We start from the raw sequence: 19,008 nt of genomic DNA, 5'->3' as shown, positions 1-19,008 counted from the left end.
CACTAAGACGAGTCAAAAACAAGAGTTTATCTGTGAGGCTTTCATTTGTAGAAATATACATAGTCTGTCCGCTGGATGGGAATATGATAACGGGGCTAGAGTGTCCATAATCGTAAAGGGAAGCGAGAAGGAGGTTATTATCAATGACCTGTCCGGCGTTGAAATATCGAGTACGGATGACAATGATATGCTTTGTGTTTCAAATGCGTCAGACACAGTTGTCTATTGCGCAAAAGGGCTATCAGGTTATGATAACTAAAAATTGCGGGCGGAGATCGTTTATGTCTAGCTATGTTGGCCCGACTTGTATAGTAGGTTTGAACTGACAGTGCAGAAGCAATTTAAATAGCAGCTTTAGTCATATAGTAAGAATAACTAGTTTGAAGTTGAGCGGAGCACAGCGTATAACTTTGTAAGGCTGGCTCACCTCGAACTTTTATTTCAGTACAGAGTCGACAATCATTCTAGGCATAAGCAAACGGCATTAGAGGATTTATAAATCATATAAAATCGAGCTTCTCGTTTGCCTGTTCACTTTGTCACAACTCCTAACTTGCCGCGTTATGCCCCCTGCACCTCAAGCAGCTCTTTAGCACTGGCAAGTGTGGTGCTGCTGATTTTGTCACCACCAAGCAAGCGGGCGATTTCATCAATACGTTGCTCCAGCACCAGTGGGAGCATAGACGTAAAGGTTTCCCCGCCCTCAACACGCTTGGATACAAAGAACTGATGATGGCCACTACAGGCAACCTGAGGCAGGTGTGTCACACAGATAACCTGAGTTGACTTACCAAGTAAGCGTAGTTGTTTACCGACCTGAGAAGCGGTTGGGCCTGATATTCCCACATCGACTTCATCGAAAATCAGGGTGGGGGTGGTCACGCGATTTGCGATAATCACCTGAATGGCCAGGCTGATCCGCGATAGTTCACCCCCGGAGGCCACTTTGGCCAGTGCTTGCAGAGGTTGGCCTGGGTTGGTCGAAACCAGAAACTCAATTTGATCCATGCCCAGCTCATTGGGGCGTCGGTCTTCATGTTGACTGAGTTGAATCGCAAACTGGCCGTTTTCCATTGACAGTTCATGCATGCTTTCACTGATCAGATCGTTTAACGTCAGTGCCGCCTGTGCTCGGCTTTCGCTAAGCTGTGCTGCTGAGATCTGATAGGCGTGCAGTGCCTCCGCTATTTCGTGTTGCAGATCTTCAATGCGTTCGTTGTTAGAGCAAATGGAAGCCAGCTCTTCATGTAACTGCTGATGATGCTGGTGCAGTAACTCTGGGTTGATTTGATGTTTACGTGACAAGGCCATGGCCTGTGCCAGCCTGTCTTCGACGCTCTGTAGGCGCTCCGGGTCTTGCTCTATGTTTTCACCATAAGCACGCAGCTCCCGACAGCCTTCTTCGAGTTGCACCGCGGCTTCTCCTAATAACTGGCTGATCTCTTGTAATTTGGGGTCATAATTACTGAGCTCAATGAAAGTCTGTACGCTATGTTGCAGCTGGCCTAATACTGTCTGATCGTCCTGTTCTGACAGGCACATTAATTCGCGTTGGCAGCTTTCAGCCAGCGTTTGGCTATGGCTTAGCCGGGTATGCTCAGTTTCAATCTGCTCATACTCACCCTCTTCCAAAGCGAATTCATCCAGCTCCTGAACCTGGTATTCAAGCAGCTGCTTTTTGGCAGCCTGTGCTTGTTGCTGTTTAATGAGCTCGGCATGTTCTTTTTGCAGCGTGTGATAGTGCTGGTACTGAGCACGTACAGCATGTAGTAAAGTGTCGTGCCCGGCGTAGGCATCCAGTAACCCGAGCTGGTGATCAGGCTTGAGCAATAGCTGGTGAGCGTGCTGACCGTGGATGGCGATGAGGCGTTGGCCTAGCTCTTTTAACTGGGCCGCGGTCACTGAATTGCCATTTATAAAGCTCTTACTACGGCCATTTTGCATGACGACTCGACGCAATATGCAGTTTTGCTCTTCATCATCCAACATGAGATCACTCAGAAATTGCTGTGCGTAGGGGAGCTGCTTGATATCAAATTGAGCGGAAATCTCTGCTTTGGCGGCACCCGGACGAATACTGGCAACATCCGCGCGTTCACCCAAACACAAAGATAATGCATCGATCGCAATGGATTTACCCGCTCCGGTTTCACCTGTGATAGCGGTCATACCTGAGCGCCAGTCGATGGTTAGTTCGTTAACAATGGCAAAGTTTTTAATTTGCAGACTGATAAGCATGCTGTATATCCAAACAGTATAATTACTGTTAATCTATACAGCATTCTTAGGAAATGCAACTTGAAATTGCACTTTGGTGTGTGAGTGCGTTACAGAGCAGCAGCTTTTTGCTGTTGTGTTGAAGAGTCGTTACTTTCGCTCTGTGTTACAGGTTCTTCCTCATTCTGCACCACTTCCTGGGCATCGGCTTGAGCCGGCATATCAGGGGTTTGGATCCGTGATATCAGTGCAGGCAATATTTCGCTGTAAAATGCTTTGTTGTAGGCAAGCCCAGCAGACGGCAATTCACTGACAAACATAAACAATTGGTCAGCTAGCAGCTCCATATTGCCATTTTCACGACATTTATTTAGTTCATTGCCTATGGTGCCAAGCAAGTGATCTGTGACCCGCTCAAGTGCTTCCAGATTGTCGTCATTGTGAGCCTGAACAACAAAAAAGTTGCCGACAATGGCGTTAAACTGAGGCGCATGTTTAGGGCGGATCAATTTATAACTCACAAACTCACTGATTTTACTTTTAAAGTGGCTGCTGATCTCTTTCAGGCGTTCATTGAACACGCGCTTTTCGGCTTCGCGTGCTTTTTTACGGTTATTCTCAATTACCACATAGACACCCAAAATGGTGATTAATAAGGTAATAGATACGAAAACAACGTAGCTCATGTTGGTTTACTTTTCCCTAAAATAGAAAACAAATTTTACTTATTCTGCTGAACTTCCAGCGCTTAGTAAAGCCTGCTGCCCCAATTTAATTTCTGTCTCAGAACATTGTAGTAGGAATAACTGTCAGGATGGATTAAGCGCAGCTTTTTCTCTGCTTTTTTTACGACTACTTCATCTCCGGGTAACAGTGCGAGTACTACATGACTGTCGCAACTGACCTGTAAGCTTGCGGTATTCTCCGGGCTGAGTTTGAGTTTGACCTGTTTACTGGCGTCGACCACTAATGGCCGGCTTGATAACGTATGTGGAAACATAGGCACGAGTGCCATGGCATTGAGTTCCGGGGTCAAAATAGGACCTCCGCCCGATAACGAATAGGCAGTGGAGCCTGTTGGTGTGGTGACGATCAGGCCATCGGATCGCTGAGAAAACACAAACTGCTCGTCAATAAAGGCTTCGAATTCGATCATGTGAGCCACTTTATCGGCGTGCAACACTGCTTCATTAACCGCCAGGTTGGCGCTCTTTAGTTCGGCATGGCGAAATACTTCAACCTCCAGTAAAAAACGCTGTTCTTCAACAAATTTGCCACTCAACACCTGTTCTAACTCTGCTTCAAAATCGTCCGGATCAAGGTCTGTTAAAAATCCTAAGTTGCCTCGGTTCACTCCTATCACTGCCACATCAAATCTGGCCAGCACCCGGGCAGCCCCAAGCATATTGCCGTCTCCACCCACTACCACAGCCAGGTCGCAGCGTTCGCCCAGCGCAACCACATCGAGTATGTGTGAGTCGGGTAGATCTGCTATCTGCTTGCCAACGCGTTGCTCAACAAAAACTTCATAGCCAAGTGCTTGCAAAAAAGTGTACAGGCGTTGTAATGTCAGGGCAGCGCCATCATGGTTGGGTTTTCCAATCAGGCCGATGGTATTAAATGGTGTGCTCATTCAGTGAGTTTCCTTGGCAAAATATCTATTGCCAAGATTATCTTAAAATGAATTCGCTTGAAACTCGCAAATTTAGCCTTATTTATAATGTTATGAAACTTAGTGCACGTGATAAACAAGTCTTCTCTGCCGTAATGAGCCTTTATTGTAATGGTGAAGGTCACCCTGTGGCATCGAGTAAGATAGCAAAACTAAAAGGTATGGCGGTGTGCTCTGCGACAGTGCGCAATGCCATGGCACGCCTCGAAAATCAGGGGTTGCTTTTTTCTCCTCATACATCGGCAGGGCGGGTTCCTTCCGATCTGGGGATCAAATACTGGCTACAGGAGTATTTCGGGCTTGAGGAGATTGCGCCTTATTGGGAGCCTGAGCGTGAGCAACTCACAGGCTTTGCCCATACGTTAAGCCAAAAATACCAGGTGTGTTGTATTGTTGGTTTACCGCAGGTGAGTGAGCAGACCATTTTCCGGGTCGAGGTATTAGATTTTGACCGTAAGCACTGGCTGGTATTACTGATAGACCGCACAGGCCAGTCCAATAATATTCTGATCAATAAACCGGAGTCGAATTCAGATCAGGTGCGCTATCAGTTTGCGGCCTGGATGAATACGGTATTTAGTCAGCAAACGCTTAAAGAAGGGTTACACAGAATGCGGGCGATGGCTAAAAGTGCGATGGCCGACTGCCGGGGCTCTTTGATGCAATGGAGCCGTGAGTTAAGTTTGCAGCTGGGCACAGATAACAGCATTGTGGTTGGAGAACGCTATCTGTATAACCGCCTGGAAGGGAACAACGAACTGAATTTGGGTGTGAGTTTTTTGCATCAGGTAGAGGATCATCTGGCATTTAAAAATGGCCTGTCCGTGTTACTTGGTAGTGAACTTAGCTATTTGAATTTAGAGCGATTTGTTGTTCTGAGTGTGCCTTATTTTACGGCCAGCGAATACCAGAGTCGTTTTTGTTTGATTTGTCCGGCCGATGCGCCAATTGAAGCAATTATCGGTGAATTTACGCAAATCCCCAAAAAAGAAGCTTGAATAACGAATTTGAATCCCCATAATTACGGCAGTTGTAAAGAATCGGAGAGAGTTTTTCATGTCTGAGCAGACAAAAGCCCAAGAGCAGGAACAAGAGTTAGTGCAAGAAGACGTACAGGAAAATACGGCTGAGCAAGCAGAACCAGCGCAAGAGAGTGCACAAACTGAGCAAGCTGAGTTGAGCCCAGAAGAAGAGATTGCAGGTTTGTATGCAGAGCTAGAAGCGGCGAAGCAAACTATTGAAGGTCAGAAAGACAGTGTGGTACGTGCCGCTGCTGATTCTGAAAATGTCCGTCGCCGTGCCGCTCAGGATGTAGAAAAAGCACAGAAGTTTGCATTGGAAAAGTTTTCAAATGAGTTGCTACCTGTGGTTGACAACTTAGAGCGCGCCATTGAGTTTGCTGATAAAGAAAACGAAGCGACTAAGTCAATTTTAGAAGGCATCGAAATGACATTAAAATCGTTCAATGATGCACTGGCTAAGTTTGGTGTTGAAGCGGTAAGCCCACAAGGGGAAGCATTTAACCCTGAACTGCATCAGGCAATGTCAATTCAGCCGAGCAATGATGTGTCGCCGAACACAGTATTAGCTGTGATGCAAAAAGGCTATACATTAAACGGCCGTTTGCTTCGCCCAGCTATGGTGATGGTGTCAAAAGCGGCTGACTAAGCGACCGAATGTAAAGTTTTTGAAGCCCGCATTTGTGCGGGCTTTTTTGATCTGATTTGCATAGGCCACAGGCTCCTTTTAAACTAATCAATAGTATGTTTTAGCAGGCATGACCCAATGAATAAAAAAATCATAGCCGCAACCGTTTTAGCCTTAGCGCTGGCAGGTTGCAAAACTTCCCCGACAGGGCGAACTCAGATAGCCCTGTATTCAGAGCAGCAGATGGATAAAATGGGCGTGGCGAGCTTTGAGCAAATGAAGCAGGAGCAGGCCATAGAACGTAATGCCGATACAAATCGTTATGTTAAGTGCATTGCAGATGCATTGATCGCGCAGTTACCTGCGCAGTATGCTCAGCAGCAATGGGAAGTGATTGTCTTTAAAGAGCCCAGTGCGAATGCATTTGCCCTGCCAGGCGGCAAGATTGGGGTCCATACCGGGCTGTTGGATGTGGCCAAAAATCAACATCAGCTCGCAGCTGTGATGGGCCACGAAGTCGGCCATGTGATTGCCGAACATGCCAACGAACGGGTATCTCAAAACAGCTTACTACAGCTTGGGTTGCAGGCTGGCAATGCGGCGCTCGAAATGGGCAATGTGCAGTATCGGAATGCCATCATGCAGGGCCTGGGGTTAGGCGCTCAATATGGAATAGCGCTACCATTTAGCCGCGCTCATGAAAGTGAAGCAGATGTCATTGGACTTGATCTGATGGCAAAAGCCGGGTTTAAGCCTGAGGGCGCTGTTGAATTGTGGCAAAATATGGAGAAGGCCGGGGGAGAGCGCCCGATGGAGTTTTTATCAACGCACCCATCGCCGCAAAACAGGATAGCTATGCTGCAAAGTAAGATGGCACAGGCAAATACCCTGGCTGCGAATGCTAAGCGGCAGGGGCGTAATCCATCTTGCCAGTAAGCTAAAGGTGCTGGGCGGGGCTTTGATAAAAGTTACTGCCCAGTTTATCTAGTACAATAAACAGCCTGAGATCCAGCTCCAGTTGATGATAATCCGGCTCCATATGACAACAAAGCTGATAAAATGCTTTGTTATGATCCAACTCTTTAAAATGTGCAAGCTCGTGAACAACCAGTGCTCTCAATACCGCCTCCGGTGCATGTTTCACTAGCTGAGAAAGTACAATTTCATAGCGTATTTTGACTTTTCCGCCATGTTGCTTGCGCGTCTGGCTGTGATGTCCCAGAGTTCCCGTCATTAGATCCCGGCCTTTTGCATAGTTGACTCTATGTAGGCGGGGTACATTTTTCAGGTATTTTTTTTTGTAAACATGACAGTAATCGTAAAGTGCCTGTGTATGTTGCAGCTGATGGCCTTGTGGATATTTATGTCTAAAATAGTTAGTGAGTTTATTGGGCTCCAGCAAGGCCTTGATCTGTGCTTGCAAGCTGGGCGGATAGTATTGAAAGTACTGCAAATAGTTCATGATGGCGGTAGTAATCCGGAAACAAACATTCTAAGCTAGTTGGCTCATGATCATAACAGGAATAATAATAAATGTATCAGGCCAGTTGTTTATGTGGTGCGGTTAAACTGGAGTTAAACGGATCCATCTCGAGCATCATTCATTGTCACTGTTCTTTGTGCCGTAAATCCTCGGGCACAGCTTATGCGACGAATGGATTTGTCGATCGTGATGCACTGCAGATCGTCTCCGGAGCGGAACATATTCGTCATTATGCTTTTAAACCCGGCAGACTACGGCATTTTTGTGGGGTTTGTGCATCGCCTTTATTCAGTTCTAATGAGGACAACCCTGATAAGCTCAGGCTGCGGCTCGGGCTTCTGGATTCTGATATTTCGGAACGACCTATGTCGCATAATTATGTGACGTCGAAAGCAAACTGGGAAGAGTTGGATGCCAGCTTACCTCGCTATGAGGCTAAAGAGCCGGGCAGAGAATGATAAGCAGGCCACGCAGTACAGCTATCGATGCGCGTACCTGCTTTTTGTAGTGCCGCTTTTGCTGGCAATACCGACTGCTCATCAGAGAGCTGTTTTACCGACTTTTTGAATTTTAATTGCATAATATTGTTCTTATTGTTGTTTACTCTCAAGTAGTTAAATTAAAGTCTGTTGTTGGGGCTGACGTTCAGCAGGAAATGGGTCCAGCACTTGATGTGGTATCCCCAGATCTTGAATAAACTGTCTGGCTAGCAGCGGGGCATCGTGGTTGTCAGCAGTGTGAAAAAACACATAAGGTGTGCGGCCTTCATTCAACCAGACGCGAATTTTGTTAAGCCAGGGCGCATAAAATGCGCGATTAGCTGTTAAATCTGAGCAGCCAACAAAGCGCAGCATCGGTGCCTGAGAAGTAGCGATGACATTTACGGGTACCCGAGGTTTCTTTTGCTGAGCATCAATGATGGCGGGGGTTGCCGGGGGCTCACTAAATAACGGCCGGGTGTCCATGATAATACGATTCACACCTGCGTGCATTAAGAGCTGGTTAAAGCGTTTTTCTGCGTCTCCCTTGGCAAAGAAATCCCGGTGTCTGACTTCAATACCCAATGTTAGTTCTTTTGGCATTTGTGTTATGAAGTCTGCAATACGGGTGAGGTACTCGGGGCTGCAACTGGCCGGGAGTTGTAGCATAACCATGCCAAGGCGTGAAAAGAGTGGCTCGAATAAATTGAGCCACTGCTTGAGTTCTTGCTGGCATTGGCTTAACGCCAGTTCGTGAGAAATGTGTTTCGGGATTTTAAAGGTAAAGCGAAAGGTGTCAGGTACGGCGTTTGACCAGGCTGTGATCGTTTCTGGCTTAGGGCTGGCATAAAAGCTGGTATTGCCCTCTACACTATTAAAGATCTGTGCATACTCGCGCAACATATCTGCGGTTTTACAGTCACTCGTAAAAAAACGGCCTTTCCAGTGTGCTGCGCTCCACTGAGGGCACCCCAAATACAGCATCTCATTCGCTCCCATATTGCTTTGCGTTGGAGTCTAACAAAGTCCGGATGGAGAAAAAATCGTAACAGCGAAAGAATCCGGCCATTGTGGGATGACAAAGCGTGGCAATTTTATATAATTGGCGATTAAATTTATCATTCATTATGCCCTTTAGAGTAAGTAGGCAAATAGGATTATTATGCGCTCAATATACTGCGGAAAATTAAACAAGGACCATGTAGGTCAGGAAGTGGAGCTATGTGGCTGGATCAACAAACGTCGCGATCTGGGTGGCCTGATCTTCATTGATCTGCGAGATCGCGAAGGTTTGGTCCAGGTTGTGTTTGATCCAGAAGTAGATGACCTGATGGATGTTGCTAACACATTGCGTCAAGAGTTCTGTGTTAAAGTGACAGGTACAGTTCGTGCGCGTCCTGAGAGCCAAATCAATCAGGACATGGCGACCGGTGAAGTAGAGATCCTCGGTACTGGTCTGACAATTATTAACCGCGCTGAGCCACTGCCACTGGACTTTAACCAGGAAAACTCAGAAGAGCGTCGCCTGACCTATCGCTATCTTGACCTGCGTCGTCTTGAAATGAGCGACCGCATTAAACTGCGTGCCAAAGCATCAAGCTTTGTGCGCCGCTTCCTGGATAGCAATGACTTCCTGGACATCGAAACGCCGGTACTGACTAAAGCAACCCCTGAAGGTGCGCGTGATTATCTGGTACCAAGCCGTGTACATAAAGGCAGTTTCTATGCATTGCCACAATCGCCTCAGCTGTTTAAACAGTTGCTGATGATGTCTGGCTTTGATCGTTACTATCAAATCGTGAAATGTTTCCGTGACGAAGATTTACGTGCAGATCGCCAGCCTGAATTCACACAAATCGATTTAGAGACGTCGTTCATGACATCTGATCAGGTGCGTGATATCACTGAGCGTTTGATCCGCGAAATGTGGCAGGAATTGCTTGAGGTAGATCTGGGTCAGTTCCCGGTAATGAGCTACGAAGAAGCAATGCGTCGATATGGTTCAGACAAGCCTGACTTGCGTAACCCGCTTGAGCTGATTGATGTTGCTGATCTGGTTAAGGACGTTGAGTTTAAAGTACTTGCCGGCCCTGCAAATGACGAGAAAGGCCGTGTGGCTGTGTTGACTGTACCGGGTGGTGCGTCATTGTCTCGTAAGCAAATTGACGAGTATACAAAGTTTGTGGGTATCTATGGGGCAAAAGGCCTGGCATGGATGAAGGTGAACGATCTGGACGCTGGCCTTGAAGGTATTCAGTCACCGATTGCCAAGTTCCTGAACGAAGAAGTGATCAAAGGGATCCTGGCGCGCACAAATGCGCAGACTGGCGACATCATCCTGTTTGGTGCTGATAAGCGTAATGTTGTCAATGAAGCAATGGGTGCACTGCGTCTGAAAGTGGGCCTGGACCTTGAGCTGACAAACCTGAACCAGTGGGCACCGCTGTGGGTTGTTGATTTCCCAATGTTTGAGGAAGATGACGAAGGTAATCTGCATGCAGTACACCACCCGTTCACGGCACCTAAAGATATTTCAGCGGCAGAGCTGGAAGCCAATCCGGCTGGTGCAATTTCAGATGCCTATGACATGGTATTGAATGGTTACGAAGTCGGTGGTGGCTCTGTGCGGATCCACAACAACGATATGCAGCAGGCGGCTTTCCGTATCCTGGGTATTGATGAACAAGAAGAGCAAGACAAATTCGGCTTCCTGCTGGATGCACTGAAGTACGGTACGCCACCACATGCAGGTCTGGCATTTGGTCTGGATCGTCTGGTCATGTTGTTGTGTGGTACAGACAACATTCGTGATGTGATTGCGTTCCCGAAAACGACTCAGGCATCATGTCTGATGACCAATGCCCCTAGCGTCGCTAATCCGGATGCACTAAAAGAGCTCGCGGTAACAGTAACCGCGCAGCAAAAAGATGCTGAATAATTACAGCGAATAGCATGAAAGAGCGGCGACTAAGCCGCTTTTTTTTATTCTGCGAGTCGTACAGATAACTGGAAATTCATACAGTATTTTGGCATGATAGCGAAAAAACAACGAGAGTATGCGCTTGGCAGTAATTTTAGGCATAGATCCAGGCTCCAGGCTGACCGGGTACGGCGTAGTTAAGCGTCAAGGCAGTCAGTTTCAGTATCTGGGCAGCGGTTGTATTCGGCTTGGTGATAAGCCATTTCCACAACGACTACAGATGATTTATCAGGGCGTAAGCCAGATCATCGAACAGTTTAATCCGCAGGGATTTGCGATTGAGCAAGTCTTTATGGCGCATAACCCAGATTCAGCTTTAAAGCTCGGTCAGGCACGCGGTGCAGCCATTGTTGCAGCTACGATGAACGAGATTGAGGTCTTTGAATACTCAGCCCGGCAGGTCAAACAAGCCGTTGTTGGCACCGGCGGAGCGAATAAGTCTCAGGTTCAGGAAATGGTTAAGCGACTATTAAAACTCCCGGGCACTCCCCAGGCCGATGCTGCTGATGCGCTGGCCATTGCAATTTGTCATGCACATTCAGAGCAAAACCTGATCAAGCTGGCAGGTAACGCGAAAAAAACCGTACGAGGAAGATTGAGGTAATTATGATAGGCAGACTCAAAGGTATTCTGGTAGAAAAACAACCACCAGAGATCCTGTTAGACGTAAGTGGGATCGGTTATGAAGTGCAAATGCCGATGACGTGCTTTTATGAGTTACCTCAGGCGGGTAATGAAGCAACCATCTATACTCATTTTGTGGTGCGCGAAGATGCACAATTACTGTTTGGCTTTAACCATAAAACTGAGCGGGCGTTGTTTCGCGAGTTGATCAAGGCCAATGGGGTTGGCCCTAAACTGGCACTGGCGATTTTGTCGGGTATGTCCGCGGAGCAGTTTGTACAGTGTGTCAATCAGGGCGATGCGTCTACTTTGGTGAAAATTCCGGGTGTAGGCAAGAAAACGGCTGAGCGGCTGGTGCTTGAGATGAAAGATAAGTTGAAGAACTTTGGTCATGATTTGTTGACTCCATTCAGCGATAACGCCATCTTAGCACCTCAGGAAGATCCCACTGTGGCGAATACGCCTGAAGACGATGCGCTGGCAGCATTGTTAGCACTTGGCTATAAACCTGCACAAGCGCAAAAAGCACTGAAAGCGGTGAGTAAACCAGGCATGGATACCGAAGGGCTGATCAAAGAAGCCCTGAGATCTATGATGTAAGAAAGGCTGATTAGGTAATTATGATTGAAGCAGACAGACTCATAGAGCCGGAAGTTCAGGGCAGTGAAGAGGCCGTAGACAGAGCAATACGACCTAAGTTGTTGGCGGACTATACCGGTCAGCAGCATGTCAAGCAGCAAATGGAAATCTTCATTGAAGCGGCGCGCAGTCGTGAAGAAGCACTCGATCACTTGCTGATATTTGGTCCGCCGGGGTTGGGTAAAACGACCTTGGCAAATATTGTGGCGAATGAGCTCGGGGTGAATATTAAAACCACCTCAGGGCCTGTGCTTGAAAAAGCTGGCGACCTTGCTGCAATGCTGACCAATCTGGAGCAAGGGGATGTGTTGTTTATTGATGAAATACATCGTCTGAGTCCTCAGGTTGAAGAGATTCTTTACCCCGCGATGGAAGATTACCAGCTCGATATTATGATTGGTGAAGGGCCGGCAGCCCGCTCAATAAAGCTGGACTTGCCACCTTTTACGCTTGTGGGGGCTACGACCCGAGCAGGATCACTGACCTCACCGCTGAGAGATCGTTTCGGCATTGTACAACGTCTGGAATTTTATTCTGTGGCTGAGCTGGCATCGATTGTGTCACGCTCTGCACATTTCTTGAATCTTGAGATCAGTGACGCCGGGGCGGTTGAAGTGGCCAAACGGGCGCGTGGTACGCCGCGTATTGCTAACCGTTTGCTAAGACGTGTCCGGGACTTCGCTCAGGTAAAAGGAGATGGCAGTGTCGATGAAGTGATTGCCAGTCAGGCGCTGGATATGGTCGACGTTGACAAATGTGGTTTTGATTACATGGATCGTAAGTACTTACTTGCAATCATTGAAAAGTTCACGGGGGGGCCTGTGGGTTTGGATAACCTGGCTGCGGCCATAGGTGAAGAGCGTGAAACCATAGAAGATGTGATAGAACCTTATCTGATCCAGCAGGGTTTTATTCAGCGTACACCCAGAGGGCGGATCGTATCAGACAGGGCTTATCTGCATTTTGACTTAGCGAAACCAGACGACTAACGCATACTGTTATACCTTCAAACGACCTGACTGGCAGCGCGCAACGCGTTGCCTGGGTCTTTCTCTTCTATTTCCGCACCCGTATTCATTTCGTGCTCATTTTGCTTCATTTATTTTAAGCGGATCAAGAATCTGTTGTGCTGGTATATTGCGGACAAAAAAAAGCCCGCACAGTGTGCGGGCGAAAACAACAAGTTGAAGGAAGTAATCCAGGGAACAGATGAGTACATTAAGGTGTTATCCAAAACTTCCTCATCATGACTGCAGAATAAATCAGACTTCTGCGGCCTAAGTAACTGTGCATTTGCATTGAGAGATGCTGCTCGCTCAGTACGGGGAGTATAATAAGGCGACTGAGGGATTTTATCAAACTAGAAAAATTGCAGTTTTGCTATAAAAAAAACTAATGCGATGAGTTTTTGCAGTCCCTTATTGAGCAAAACATAAACTGATGATGTTCTGTAAGTTTATGTAAAATAAGAATTTGTCTTTATTATACTCAATTTGTGAATATTAGATTATTTGTTGTTAATTGGTATTACCAATCGGTTTTTGAGGGTTTATTCGGAGATAGTGAATAAAACTTTACTTTTATGCAGGTTGCATAAATAAATAAACACGCTCAACGCTGTACTGTTCCGACCACATTAATTTTCTGTCACAAACACGCGCTAGGCTTTGCAATTAAGGGTTCAGTTCACTTTATTATGGGCCGGTTTTACTGCTAACCGTGGGCTATGTAGGTGGGGTTTTGTGTGAGCTGTATTTGCGCCGATGTTGAGTGTAGGTCCGTCAATCGGGCCAAAATAAAGCGTCAAGGGGCTGAATGTGCGAATTATCGGCATTTAAGTGGATTTTACGGCATTGAGATTGTAAGCCCTTATTAGTGTGGTTAAACTACCTGAACCTTTTTGCTGGCTTACAGTCAATACGGTGACGGCTGCCTTGGCCGAGAACACAATTATTTTCTAGGAGTATAACAACGTGGAATCGGGACTTAATTTCGTAGATCTCATTTTAGAAGCCAGTATTCTCGTGCAACTTGTAATGTTGACACTGGTCGGCATGTCGGTTGCTTCATGGGCCATTATTTTTCAGCGCCGCAGCATACTGGCGCAGTCTCTGGCAGATGCGAAGAAATTTGAACAAAAGTTCTGGTCGGGAATGGATTTGGGCAAGTTATATAATGAAATTACGGCCAGAGCGGGCAGCTCTAGTGGCTTAGAGGCGCTATTCGTATCCGGGTTTAAAGAATTTGCACGTCACAAAAAACAAAACACAGGATCGGCGAGCATGATCATAGAAGGGACACACCGCTCTATGCGTGTGGCTCTGTCCCGTGAAGTTGAGAAAGTGGAATCCGGATTGTCATTTTTAGCAACGGTGGGTTCTATCAGCCCTTACATCGGCCTATTCGGTACTGTTTGGGGGATCATGAATGCATTTATTGCGCTGGGTGAAGTGAAGCAGGCAACGTTGCAAATGGTTGCGCCTGGTATTGCTGAAGCTTTGATTGCGACGGCAATGGGTCTGTTTGCGGCTATTCCGGCGGTCATGGCCTATAACCGCTTTGCAAAGAATGTAGAAAAGCTGGAGTCAAACTACATCAACTTCATGGAAGAGTTTGCCAATATTCTGCATCGCCAGGCTGCCAGCTTAACTGAGGCTAAGCAAAATGTATCAGCATAAGAGACGCCGCCCTGTCGCAGAGATCAATGTGGTGCCATACATTGATGTTATGCTGGTGCTGCTAATTATCTTTATGGCAACGGCGCCGCTGATCACCCATGGTGTTAAAGTGGACTTACCGCAAATGGAAGAGTCGGACCTGGTAGACACAAAAGATGCGCCACCCATTATCGCTACTATCGATGCTGAGGGCCGTTACTATGTGACCGTGGGCACTGATCCAGATGCACCAATGGATGCCGTCGAAGTGGCAGCCATTATTAAGTTGAAGTTACAGCAAAACCCGGAGACCCCGGTGATGATTAAAGGCTCAGGGCATGTGTCATATCAGGAAGTTCTGTTACTCATGGACTTTTTGAAAAATGCCGGTGTGCCGTCTGTTGGGTTAATGACTAAATCGTTTGAGGACAGTTAATGGATGCTTTAACCAGCGGCATATTTAAGTCATTTTTACTGCATTTCGCGATAGCCGGGTTATTGTTTGCAACGGCTAATTTCCAGTTTTCCAGCCCCAGTGTGATGGAAGTTCAGCTTAATCCTGCCGTTAATGAAATAGAAGAAGTTAAAGCTGTGTCAGCGATCTCGGTTGACCAGCAGGCTGTAGAAAAGAAGATTGCTCAGCTTCGTGAAAAAGAAGCGCAACAAAAACGAGCCGAAGAAAAAAGGATCCGCGATTTAGAGCGCCGTGCAGTTCAGGCACGTAAAGACCGTGAAGCCGAAGCCCGTAGGATCAAGAAACTAGAGCAACAGCGTCTGGCTAAGCTTGAAGAAAAGCGTAAGGCAGAAGCGCAGGCGAAACGTGCTCAGGAAATTCAAAACAAAGAGCGTCAGCAGGCTGAAAAAGCCCGTAAAGAAGCCCATGCCGCTGAGCAGGCCGCTAAAGCCGCTGCCGAAAAGCGTAAAGCTGAGGAAGACAGGCTGAGACAGGCAGAAGCGAAGCGCAAGCAACAAGAAGAAGAAGCTAAACGTAAGGCTCAGGCTGCTGAAGAAGCACGTCAAAAAGCCTTGCAAGAGCAATTGCTTCAGGAGCAATTGGCGCAAGAACAAGCCGCCAGGGCAAAAGTCCGCCAGCAACAGATCCTGACGGAAGTCGACAAGTACAAAGCATTGATCATGCAGCGGATCCAATCCAACCTGTTGATTGATGAGAAAATGAAAGGTAAGCAGTGTCGTCTGAACATTCGTCTGGGCTTTAATGGCCTGGTGACACAAGCAGAGTCACTCGGTGGTGACAAACTGGTATGTGAAGCGGCTTTACGAGCAGTACGAATGGCAGATACGTTACCTGTTTCTGAAAATAAAGATGTTTTCGAACAGCTTAAGAATATTAACCTGACGATTAAACCAACTCTATAAAGGAAGACCATGTACAACCATTTAAGAAATTTACTATTGGTTCTGGCTTTCGCTGCGCAGGGGGTCGCCTACGCCGCACTGGAGATCGTAATTACAGAAGGGGTCGACAGTGCTCGACCGATTGCGATAGCCCCGTTTAAATACATTGGCAATGGCGAAGCACCTGCTGAGCTGAGTTCAGTGATTGCAGCGGATTTGATCCGCAGTGGTAAGTTTAAGCCGGTGGCAGAGGAACAAATGCCTCAGCTACCAACAACGGATGAAGAAGTAGACTACGACGCCTGGGTTGAACTAGGTGTCGAAGCCGTTGTTGTGGGCACCATTACTCAACAGCCTGCGAATCGTTACCTGGTGAAATATGAGCTGATCGATGTGATCCGTGCTCAAATCACCGGAGGGGAAACGCGCATGATGACCAACGGCAAATTGATGAAAAGCCAGGATCATGTCCTGGAGGCGCGCCAGAGCGTTATTGATGCGCAGAGCTTTCGCTATTATGCGCACCAGATCAGTGACGTTGTTTACGAATCTCTGACGGGTGAAAAAGGCGCATTTCGTACTAAAATTGCCTATGTCATTGTGCGTGAAGAGCAGGATAAACCTTATCAGCTGGTTGTGGCAGATTATGACGGCTACAATGAACAGGTGCTGTTGCGCTCTAAAGAGCCGTTGATGTCACCGGCCTGGTCACCGGATGGTAACAAGTTAGCGTATGTCACGTTTGAGAATCGTCAGTCACAAATTTATATTCAGGATATCTATACAGGTAAGCGTGAGATCTTAACCAGTTATCCCGGGATCAATGGTGCACCGCAATTTTCTCCTGACGGCACACAAATGCTGATCGTGTTGTCAAAAGATAAAGGCGGCGCTACAGAAGTCTATGTGATTGACCTTGAAACGCGTAAAGAAAGACGTCTGACTAAGCACCGTAGTATAGATACTGAGCCAACCTGGCACCCAAATGGCAAAGAAATAGTCTATACATCTGAAAGGGGTGGTAATGCCCAGATATATAAGTTAAATTTAGATACAGGAAGATCACGGCGTGTAACTTTTGACGGCGACATGAACCTAGCCGGGTCAATCACGCCAGATGGTAAACAACTGGTAATGGTAAATCGTACATTAGGCCGTTACCATATTGCTAAGAAAGAATTGGATTCTGGGCTGTTTCAGGTATTAACGCGCACCAGACTCGATGAATCACCGAGTATTGCGCCGAACGGCTCTATGATTATTTATAGTACCTTGCATAATAATAAGCAGGTACTGGCGCTGGTGTCGATGGATGGCCGTTTCAAGGCTCGCCTGCCGGTATTAGACGGACAGGTTAAGGCACCAGCTTGGTCGCCATTTTTACAGTAATTTTGCTGGTAAGACTTATAAAAGATATAGGAATATACTCGATGCAACTTAACAAAACTCTCAAGGCCCTTTTGGTCGCGTTGCCTGTGATGACGCTGGCTGCATGTAGCTCGTCGTCAAATGTTGGTGAAGGCGCTGGCAGCGAAACAAACGCAGCTACTGCAAACAACGGCAGCAACGTTGATGTGAACACTGCAACACGTCAGAAATCAGCAGAAGAGCTACTGAAAGAAAAGTATGAAGCGTTGCGTCAAGAGCAGATCGTGTACTTCGACTTTGACCGGTCTACTGTACGCAGCGAATTTGTAGAGCTGCTACAAGCACACGCTGATTTCCTGGTTAAAAACCCAAGCGTAAAAGTACTGATTGAAGGTCATGCCGATGAGCGTGGTACGCCTGAGTATAACATCGCACTGGGCGAAAGCCGTGGTAAAGCCGTTGCTAAGTACTTACAGAGCCTGGGTGTATCTGACAGCCAAATTTCTGTTGTGAGCTACGGTGAAGAGAAGCCGATGGACAAAGCGCGCAACGAAGAAGCTTTTGCTAAGAACCGCCGCGCGGTACTGGTATACTAATTGTAAAGAGATGCTATGAAGCCGAATACTATTTTGGCAGCCATCATCTTAGTCAGCGGGAGCTCCCAATTGTGGGCAGCTCCCGCTGCTGTATCTGATGCTGCTGGTGCTACCCAAACTATAGAACAACGTTTGTCTGTGCTTGAAAATTTAATGCGTAACCGCAACTTGATCCAGGCTGAACTGCAAACACAACTTGATCAACTTCAGGATGAAGTGAGCCAGATCCGTGGTGTGACAGAGGAACAAAGTTACAAGCTCGAAAAAGTACTGCAGCGCCAACGTGAGCTGTATCAGGAAATCGAAACACGTGTCACCCAAGTCTATGAGCAAAGCAAGCAGCTGCAACCCGTTGTGACGCCTGATAGTGCAACTGCGCAGGCTGTGAGCACGGACTTATCTGAAAATGAGGCGTATGACAGAGCGGTTGCTTTGATCATGAAGGATAAGCGCTACGATGCCGCTATTCCTGAATTTGAAGGCTTCTTAAAGCAGTTCCCAAATTCTGTTTATATTCCTAATGCACATTACTGGTTGGGTCAGCTTCAGTCTATCAAGAATCAGGATGCTCAGGCCATGGTGCACTTCCGTACAGTGGTTGATCAGTTTGCTGACTCAAATAAGCGACCTGATGCGATGTTAAAGCTGGGAACCTTACTGCAAAAAGTGGGGCAATCTGCTGAAGCAAAGGCTCTGTTTGAGAATTTAATCAAAGAATACCCCAGTACTACAGCGGCAAAACTGGCAACAGAACGACTCAGTAAAATATAAATGGCTGAATTTTTCTCAGAGTGATTTAAAATTAGGCGCTTAGACGCGAAAATTGAAAAAAACAGGCGATTTCGGTTGCACAAGATTTTTAAATAAGTATTATAAGCGCCCGCAGCAGCCGATAGTGTTACACACTTCTTGCAGCGAACAATTTAGTGGGTCATTAGCTCAGTTGGTAGAGCAGTGGACTTTTAATCCATTGGTCGATGGTTCGAGTCCATCATGACCCACCATTCAAATTTGGTGTATTACTTAAGTATCCTCGAGCGGGTCATTAGCTCAGTTGGTAGAGCAGTGGACTTTTAATCCATTGGTCGATGGTTCGAGTCCATCATGACCCACCATTTCAAATTTGGTGTATTACTTAAGTATTTTCGAGCTGGTCATTAGCTCAGTTGGGTGAGAAAAACGAAGCACCGCTTCGCAGTTTTCGAAGCGAGTCAGGACGACAAGCCGGGCCCAATCGTCAGGATGACTTAATGGCACTTTAACACCGAGCGGGTCATTAGCTCAGTTGGT

Annotated in this window: 20 protein-coding genes and 2 tRNA genes; 16 read left to right on the top strand and 6 right to left on the bottom strand. The window is 46.9% G+C overall.

Translation table 11 applies throughout. The annotated features are described in order from the left end of the window. Positions 1-561: 561 nt before the first annotated feature. The 3 genes from recN to nadK form a co-directional block, all read right to left on the bottom strand. The gene (recN, locus tag IY568_RS03935; RefSeq protein WP_125560195.1) at positions 562-2,238 is read right to left on the bottom strand and encodes a DNA repair protein RecN; all 1,677 of its coding nucleotides are present in this window, start codon (positions 2,236-2,238) and stop codon (positions 562-564) included. Between the two features lie 89 nt (positions 2,239-2,327). Further along, complete coding sequence (locus tag IY568_RS03930; protein ID WP_125560197.1) at positions 2,328-2,903, bottom strand: hypothetical protein; 576 nt, start codon at positions 2,901-2,903, stop codon at positions 2,328-2,330. Between the two features lie 62 nt (positions 2,904-2,965). After that, positions 2,966-3,850, bottom strand: a complete 885-nt coding sequence (nadK, locus tag IY568_RS03925) for an NAD(+) kinase (protein ID WP_125560199.1) — start codon at positions 3,848-3,850, stop codon at positions 2,966-2,968. Positions 3,851-3,942: 92 nt separating this feature from the next. Between nadK and IY568_RS03920 the strand changes: the two genes are divergently transcribed. From IY568_RS03920 to IY568_RS03910, 3 genes are all read left to right on the top strand, one after another. Further along, complete coding sequence (locus IY568_RS03920) at positions 3,943-4,887, top strand: HrcA family transcriptional regulator (protein ID WP_228553125.1); 945 nt, start codon at positions 3,943-3,945, stop codon at positions 4,885-4,887. A 58-nt stretch (positions 4,888-4,945) separates the two neighbouring features. Further along, on the top strand, positions 4,946-5,557 hold the full coding sequence (gene grpE / locus IY568_RS03915; protein WP_010382216.1) for a nucleotide exchange factor GrpE: 612 nt from the start codon (positions 4,946-4,948) through the stop codon (positions 5,555-5,557). 117 nt (positions 5,558-5,674) lie between these two features. Beyond that, on the top strand, positions 5,675-6,472 hold the full coding sequence (locus IY568_RS03910) for a M48 family metallopeptidase (protein ID WP_125560205.1): 798 nt from the start codon (positions 5,675-5,677) through the stop codon (positions 6,470-6,472). A gap of 1 nt (position 6,473) precedes the next feature. On the opposite strand, the gene IY568_RS03905 is transcribed toward IY568_RS03910, so the two are convergent. Further along, positions 6,474-6,998: a M48 family metallopeptidase gene (locus tag IY568_RS03905; protein WP_194866829.1), complete on the bottom strand. Its 525-nt coding sequence runs from the start codon at positions 6,996-6,998 to the stop codon at positions 6,474-6,476. Positions 6,999-7,069: 71 nt separating this feature from the next. Here IY568_RS03905 and IY568_RS03900 point away from each other — a divergent pair, with 71 nt between their 5' ends. Further along, a complete protein-coding gene (locus IY568_RS03900) occupies positions 7,070-7,477 on the top strand; it encodes a GFA family protein (RefSeq protein ID WP_194866828.1) in 408 nt (135 codons plus the stop codon). On the opposite strand, the gene IY568_RS03895 is transcribed toward IY568_RS03900, so the two are convergent. Then, positions 7,447-7,599, bottom strand: a complete 153-nt coding sequence (locus IY568_RS03895) for a hypothetical protein (protein WP_194866827.1) — start codon at positions 7,597-7,599, stop codon at positions 7,447-7,449. The genes IY568_RS03900 and IY568_RS03895 overlap by 31 nt on opposite strands. Positions 7,600-7,633: 34 nt before the next feature. After that, a complete protein-coding gene (locus IY568_RS03890) occupies positions 7,634-8,482 on the bottom strand; it encodes a DUF72 domain-containing protein (RefSeq protein ID WP_125560211.1) in 849 nt (282 codons plus the stop codon). A 178-nt stretch (positions 8,483-8,660) separates the two neighbouring features. Here IY568_RS03890 and aspS point away from each other — a divergent pair, with 178 nt between their 5' ends. From aspS to IY568_RS03830, 12 genes are all read left to right on the top strand, one after another. Next, positions 8,661-10,436, top strand: coding sequence for an aspartate--tRNA ligase (aspS, locus tag IY568_RS03885; protein WP_194866826.1), 1,776 nt, complete (start codon positions 8,661-8,663; stop codon positions 10,434-10,436). A gap of 124 nt (positions 10,437-10,560) precedes the next feature. Further along, complete coding sequence (gene ruvC, locus IY568_RS03880; protein WP_010382203.1) at positions 10,561-11,082, top strand: crossover junction endodeoxyribonuclease RuvC; 522 nt, start codon at positions 10,561-10,563, stop codon at positions 11,080-11,082. Between the two features lie 2 nt (positions 11,083-11,084). Then, a complete protein-coding gene (gene ruvA, locus IY568_RS03875; RefSeq protein ID WP_010382201.1) occupies positions 11,085-11,702 on the top strand; it encodes a Holliday junction branch migration protein RuvA in 618 nt (205 codons plus the stop codon). A 20-nt stretch (positions 11,703-11,722) separates the two neighbouring features. After that, entirely contained in the window at positions 11,723-12,730 is a 1,008-nt protein-coding gene (gene ruvB, locus IY568_RS03870) for a Holliday junction branch migration DNA helicase RuvB (RefSeq protein ID WP_125560215.1), read from the top strand. A 984-nt stretch (positions 12,731-13,714) separates the two neighbouring features. Next, a complete protein-coding gene (tolQ, locus tag IY568_RS03865) occupies positions 13,715-14,419 on the top strand; it encodes a protein TolQ (RefSeq protein WP_010382197.1) in 705 nt (234 codons plus the stop codon). Beyond that, entirely contained in the window at positions 14,406-14,834 is a 429-nt protein-coding gene (gene tolR, locus IY568_RS03860; RefSeq protein WP_058795850.1) for a protein TolR, read from the top strand. The genes tolQ and tolR overlap by 14 nt, the downstream gene beginning before the upstream one ends. After that, on the top strand, positions 14,834-15,775 hold the full coding sequence (gene tolA, locus IY568_RS03855) for a cell envelope integrity protein TolA (RefSeq protein WP_194866825.1): 942 nt from the start codon (positions 14,834-14,836) through the stop codon (positions 15,773-15,775). Before tolR ends, tolA begins: the two co-directional genes overlap by 1 nt. Positions 15,776-15,784: 9 nt before the next feature. Continuing rightward, the gene (tolB, locus tag IY568_RS03850; protein ID WP_194866824.1) at positions 15,785-17,143 is read left to right on the top strand and encodes a Tol-Pal system beta propeller repeat protein TolB; all 1,359 of its coding nucleotides are present in this window, start codon (positions 15,785-15,787) and stop codon (positions 17,141-17,143) included. Positions 17,144-17,184: 41 nt separating this feature from the next. Continuing rightward, positions 17,185-17,718: a peptidoglycan-associated lipoprotein Pal gene (gene pal / locus IY568_RS03845; RefSeq protein ID WP_194866823.1), complete on the top strand. Its 534-nt coding sequence runs from the start codon at positions 17,185-17,187 to the stop codon at positions 17,716-17,718. A gap of 15 nt (positions 17,719-17,733) precedes the next feature. Continuing rightward, entirely contained in the window at positions 17,734-18,489 is a 756-nt protein-coding gene (gene ybgF / locus IY568_RS03840) for a tol-pal system protein YbgF (RefSeq protein ID WP_049866418.1), read from the top strand. A gap of 157 nt (positions 18,490-18,646) precedes the next feature. Further along, positions 18,647-18,722, top strand: a tRNA-Lys gene (locus IY568_RS03835). 35 nt (positions 18,723-18,757) lie between these two features. Further along, positions 18,758-18,833 (top strand) — tRNA-Lys (locus tag IY568_RS03830). Positions 18,834-19,008: the final 175 nt, after the last annotated feature.

The sequence above is a fragment of the Pseudoalteromonas sp. PPB1 genome, assembly GCF_015356275.1.
GTDB lineage: Bacteria > Pseudomonadota > Gammaproteobacteria > Enterobacterales > Alteromonadaceae > Pseudoalteromonas > Pseudoalteromonas rubra_D.
This window is presented reverse-complemented; position numbering and strand designations above follow the sequence as displayed.

Coding starts and splice junctions, on each gene's coding strand:
- tolA (WP_194866825.1), top strand. CDS start 14,834: ATGGATGCTTTAACCAGCGGCATATTTAAGTCATTTTTACTGCATTTC.
- IY568_RS03895 (WP_194866827.1), bottom strand. CDS start 7,599: ATGCAATTAAAATTCAAAAAGTCGGTAAAACAGCTCTCTGATGAGCAG.
- ruvA (WP_010382201.1), top strand. CDS start 11,085: ATGATAGGCAGACTCAAAGGTATTCTGGTAGAAAAACAACCACCAGAG.
- tolB (WP_194866824.1), top strand. CDS start 15,785: ATGTACAACCATTTAAGAAATTTACTATTGGTTCTGGCTTTCGCTGCG.
- ruvB (WP_125560215.1), top strand. CDS start 11,723: ATGATTGAAGCAGACAGACTCATAGAGCCGGAAGTTCAGGGCAGTGAA.
- pal (WP_194866823.1), top strand. CDS start 17,185: ATGCAACTTAACAAAACTCTCAAGGCCCTTTTGGTCGCGTTGCCTGTG.
- ybgF (WP_049866418.1), top strand. CDS start 17,734: ATGAAGCCGAATACTATTTTGGCAGCCATCATCTTAGTCAGCGGGAGC.
- recN (WP_125560195.1), bottom strand. CDS start 2,238: ATGCTTATCAGTCTGCAAATTAAAAACTTTGCCATTGTTAACGAACTA.
- IY568_RS03930 (WP_125560197.1), bottom strand. CDS start 2,903: ATGAGCTACGTTGTTTTCGTATCTATTACCTTATTAATCACCATTTTG.
- IY568_RS03920 (WP_228553125.1), top strand. CDS start 3,943: ATGAAACTTAGTGCACGTGATAAACAAGTCTTCTCTGCCGTAATGAGC.
- nadK (WP_125560199.1), bottom strand. CDS start 3,850: ATGAGCACACCATTTAATACCATCGGCCTGATTGGAAAACCCAACCAT.
- IY568_RS03910 (WP_125560205.1), top strand. CDS start 5,675: ATGAATAAAAAAATCATAGCCGCAACCGTTTTAGCCTTAGCGCTGGCA.
- tolR (WP_058795850.1), top strand. CDS start 14,406: ATGTATCAGCATAAGAGACGCCGCCCTGTCGCAGAGATCAATGTGGTG.
- IY568_RS03905 (WP_194866829.1), bottom strand. CDS start 6,998: ATGAACTATTTGCAGTACTTTCAATACTATCCGCCCAGCTTGCAAGCA.
- grpE (WP_010382216.1), top strand. CDS start 4,946: ATGTCTGAGCAGACAAAAGCCCAAGAGCAGGAACAAGAGTTAGTGCAA.
- IY568_RS03900 (WP_194866828.1), top strand. CDS start 7,070: ATGTATCAGGCCAGTTGTTTATGTGGTGCGGTTAAACTGGAGTTAAAC.
- IY568_RS03890 (WP_125560211.1), bottom strand. CDS start 8,482: ATGCTGTATTTGGGGTGCCCTCAGTGGAGCGCAGCACACTGGAAAGGC.
- aspS (WP_194866826.1), top strand. CDS start 8,661: ATGCGCTCAATATACTGCGGAAAATTAAACAAGGACCATGTAGGTCAG.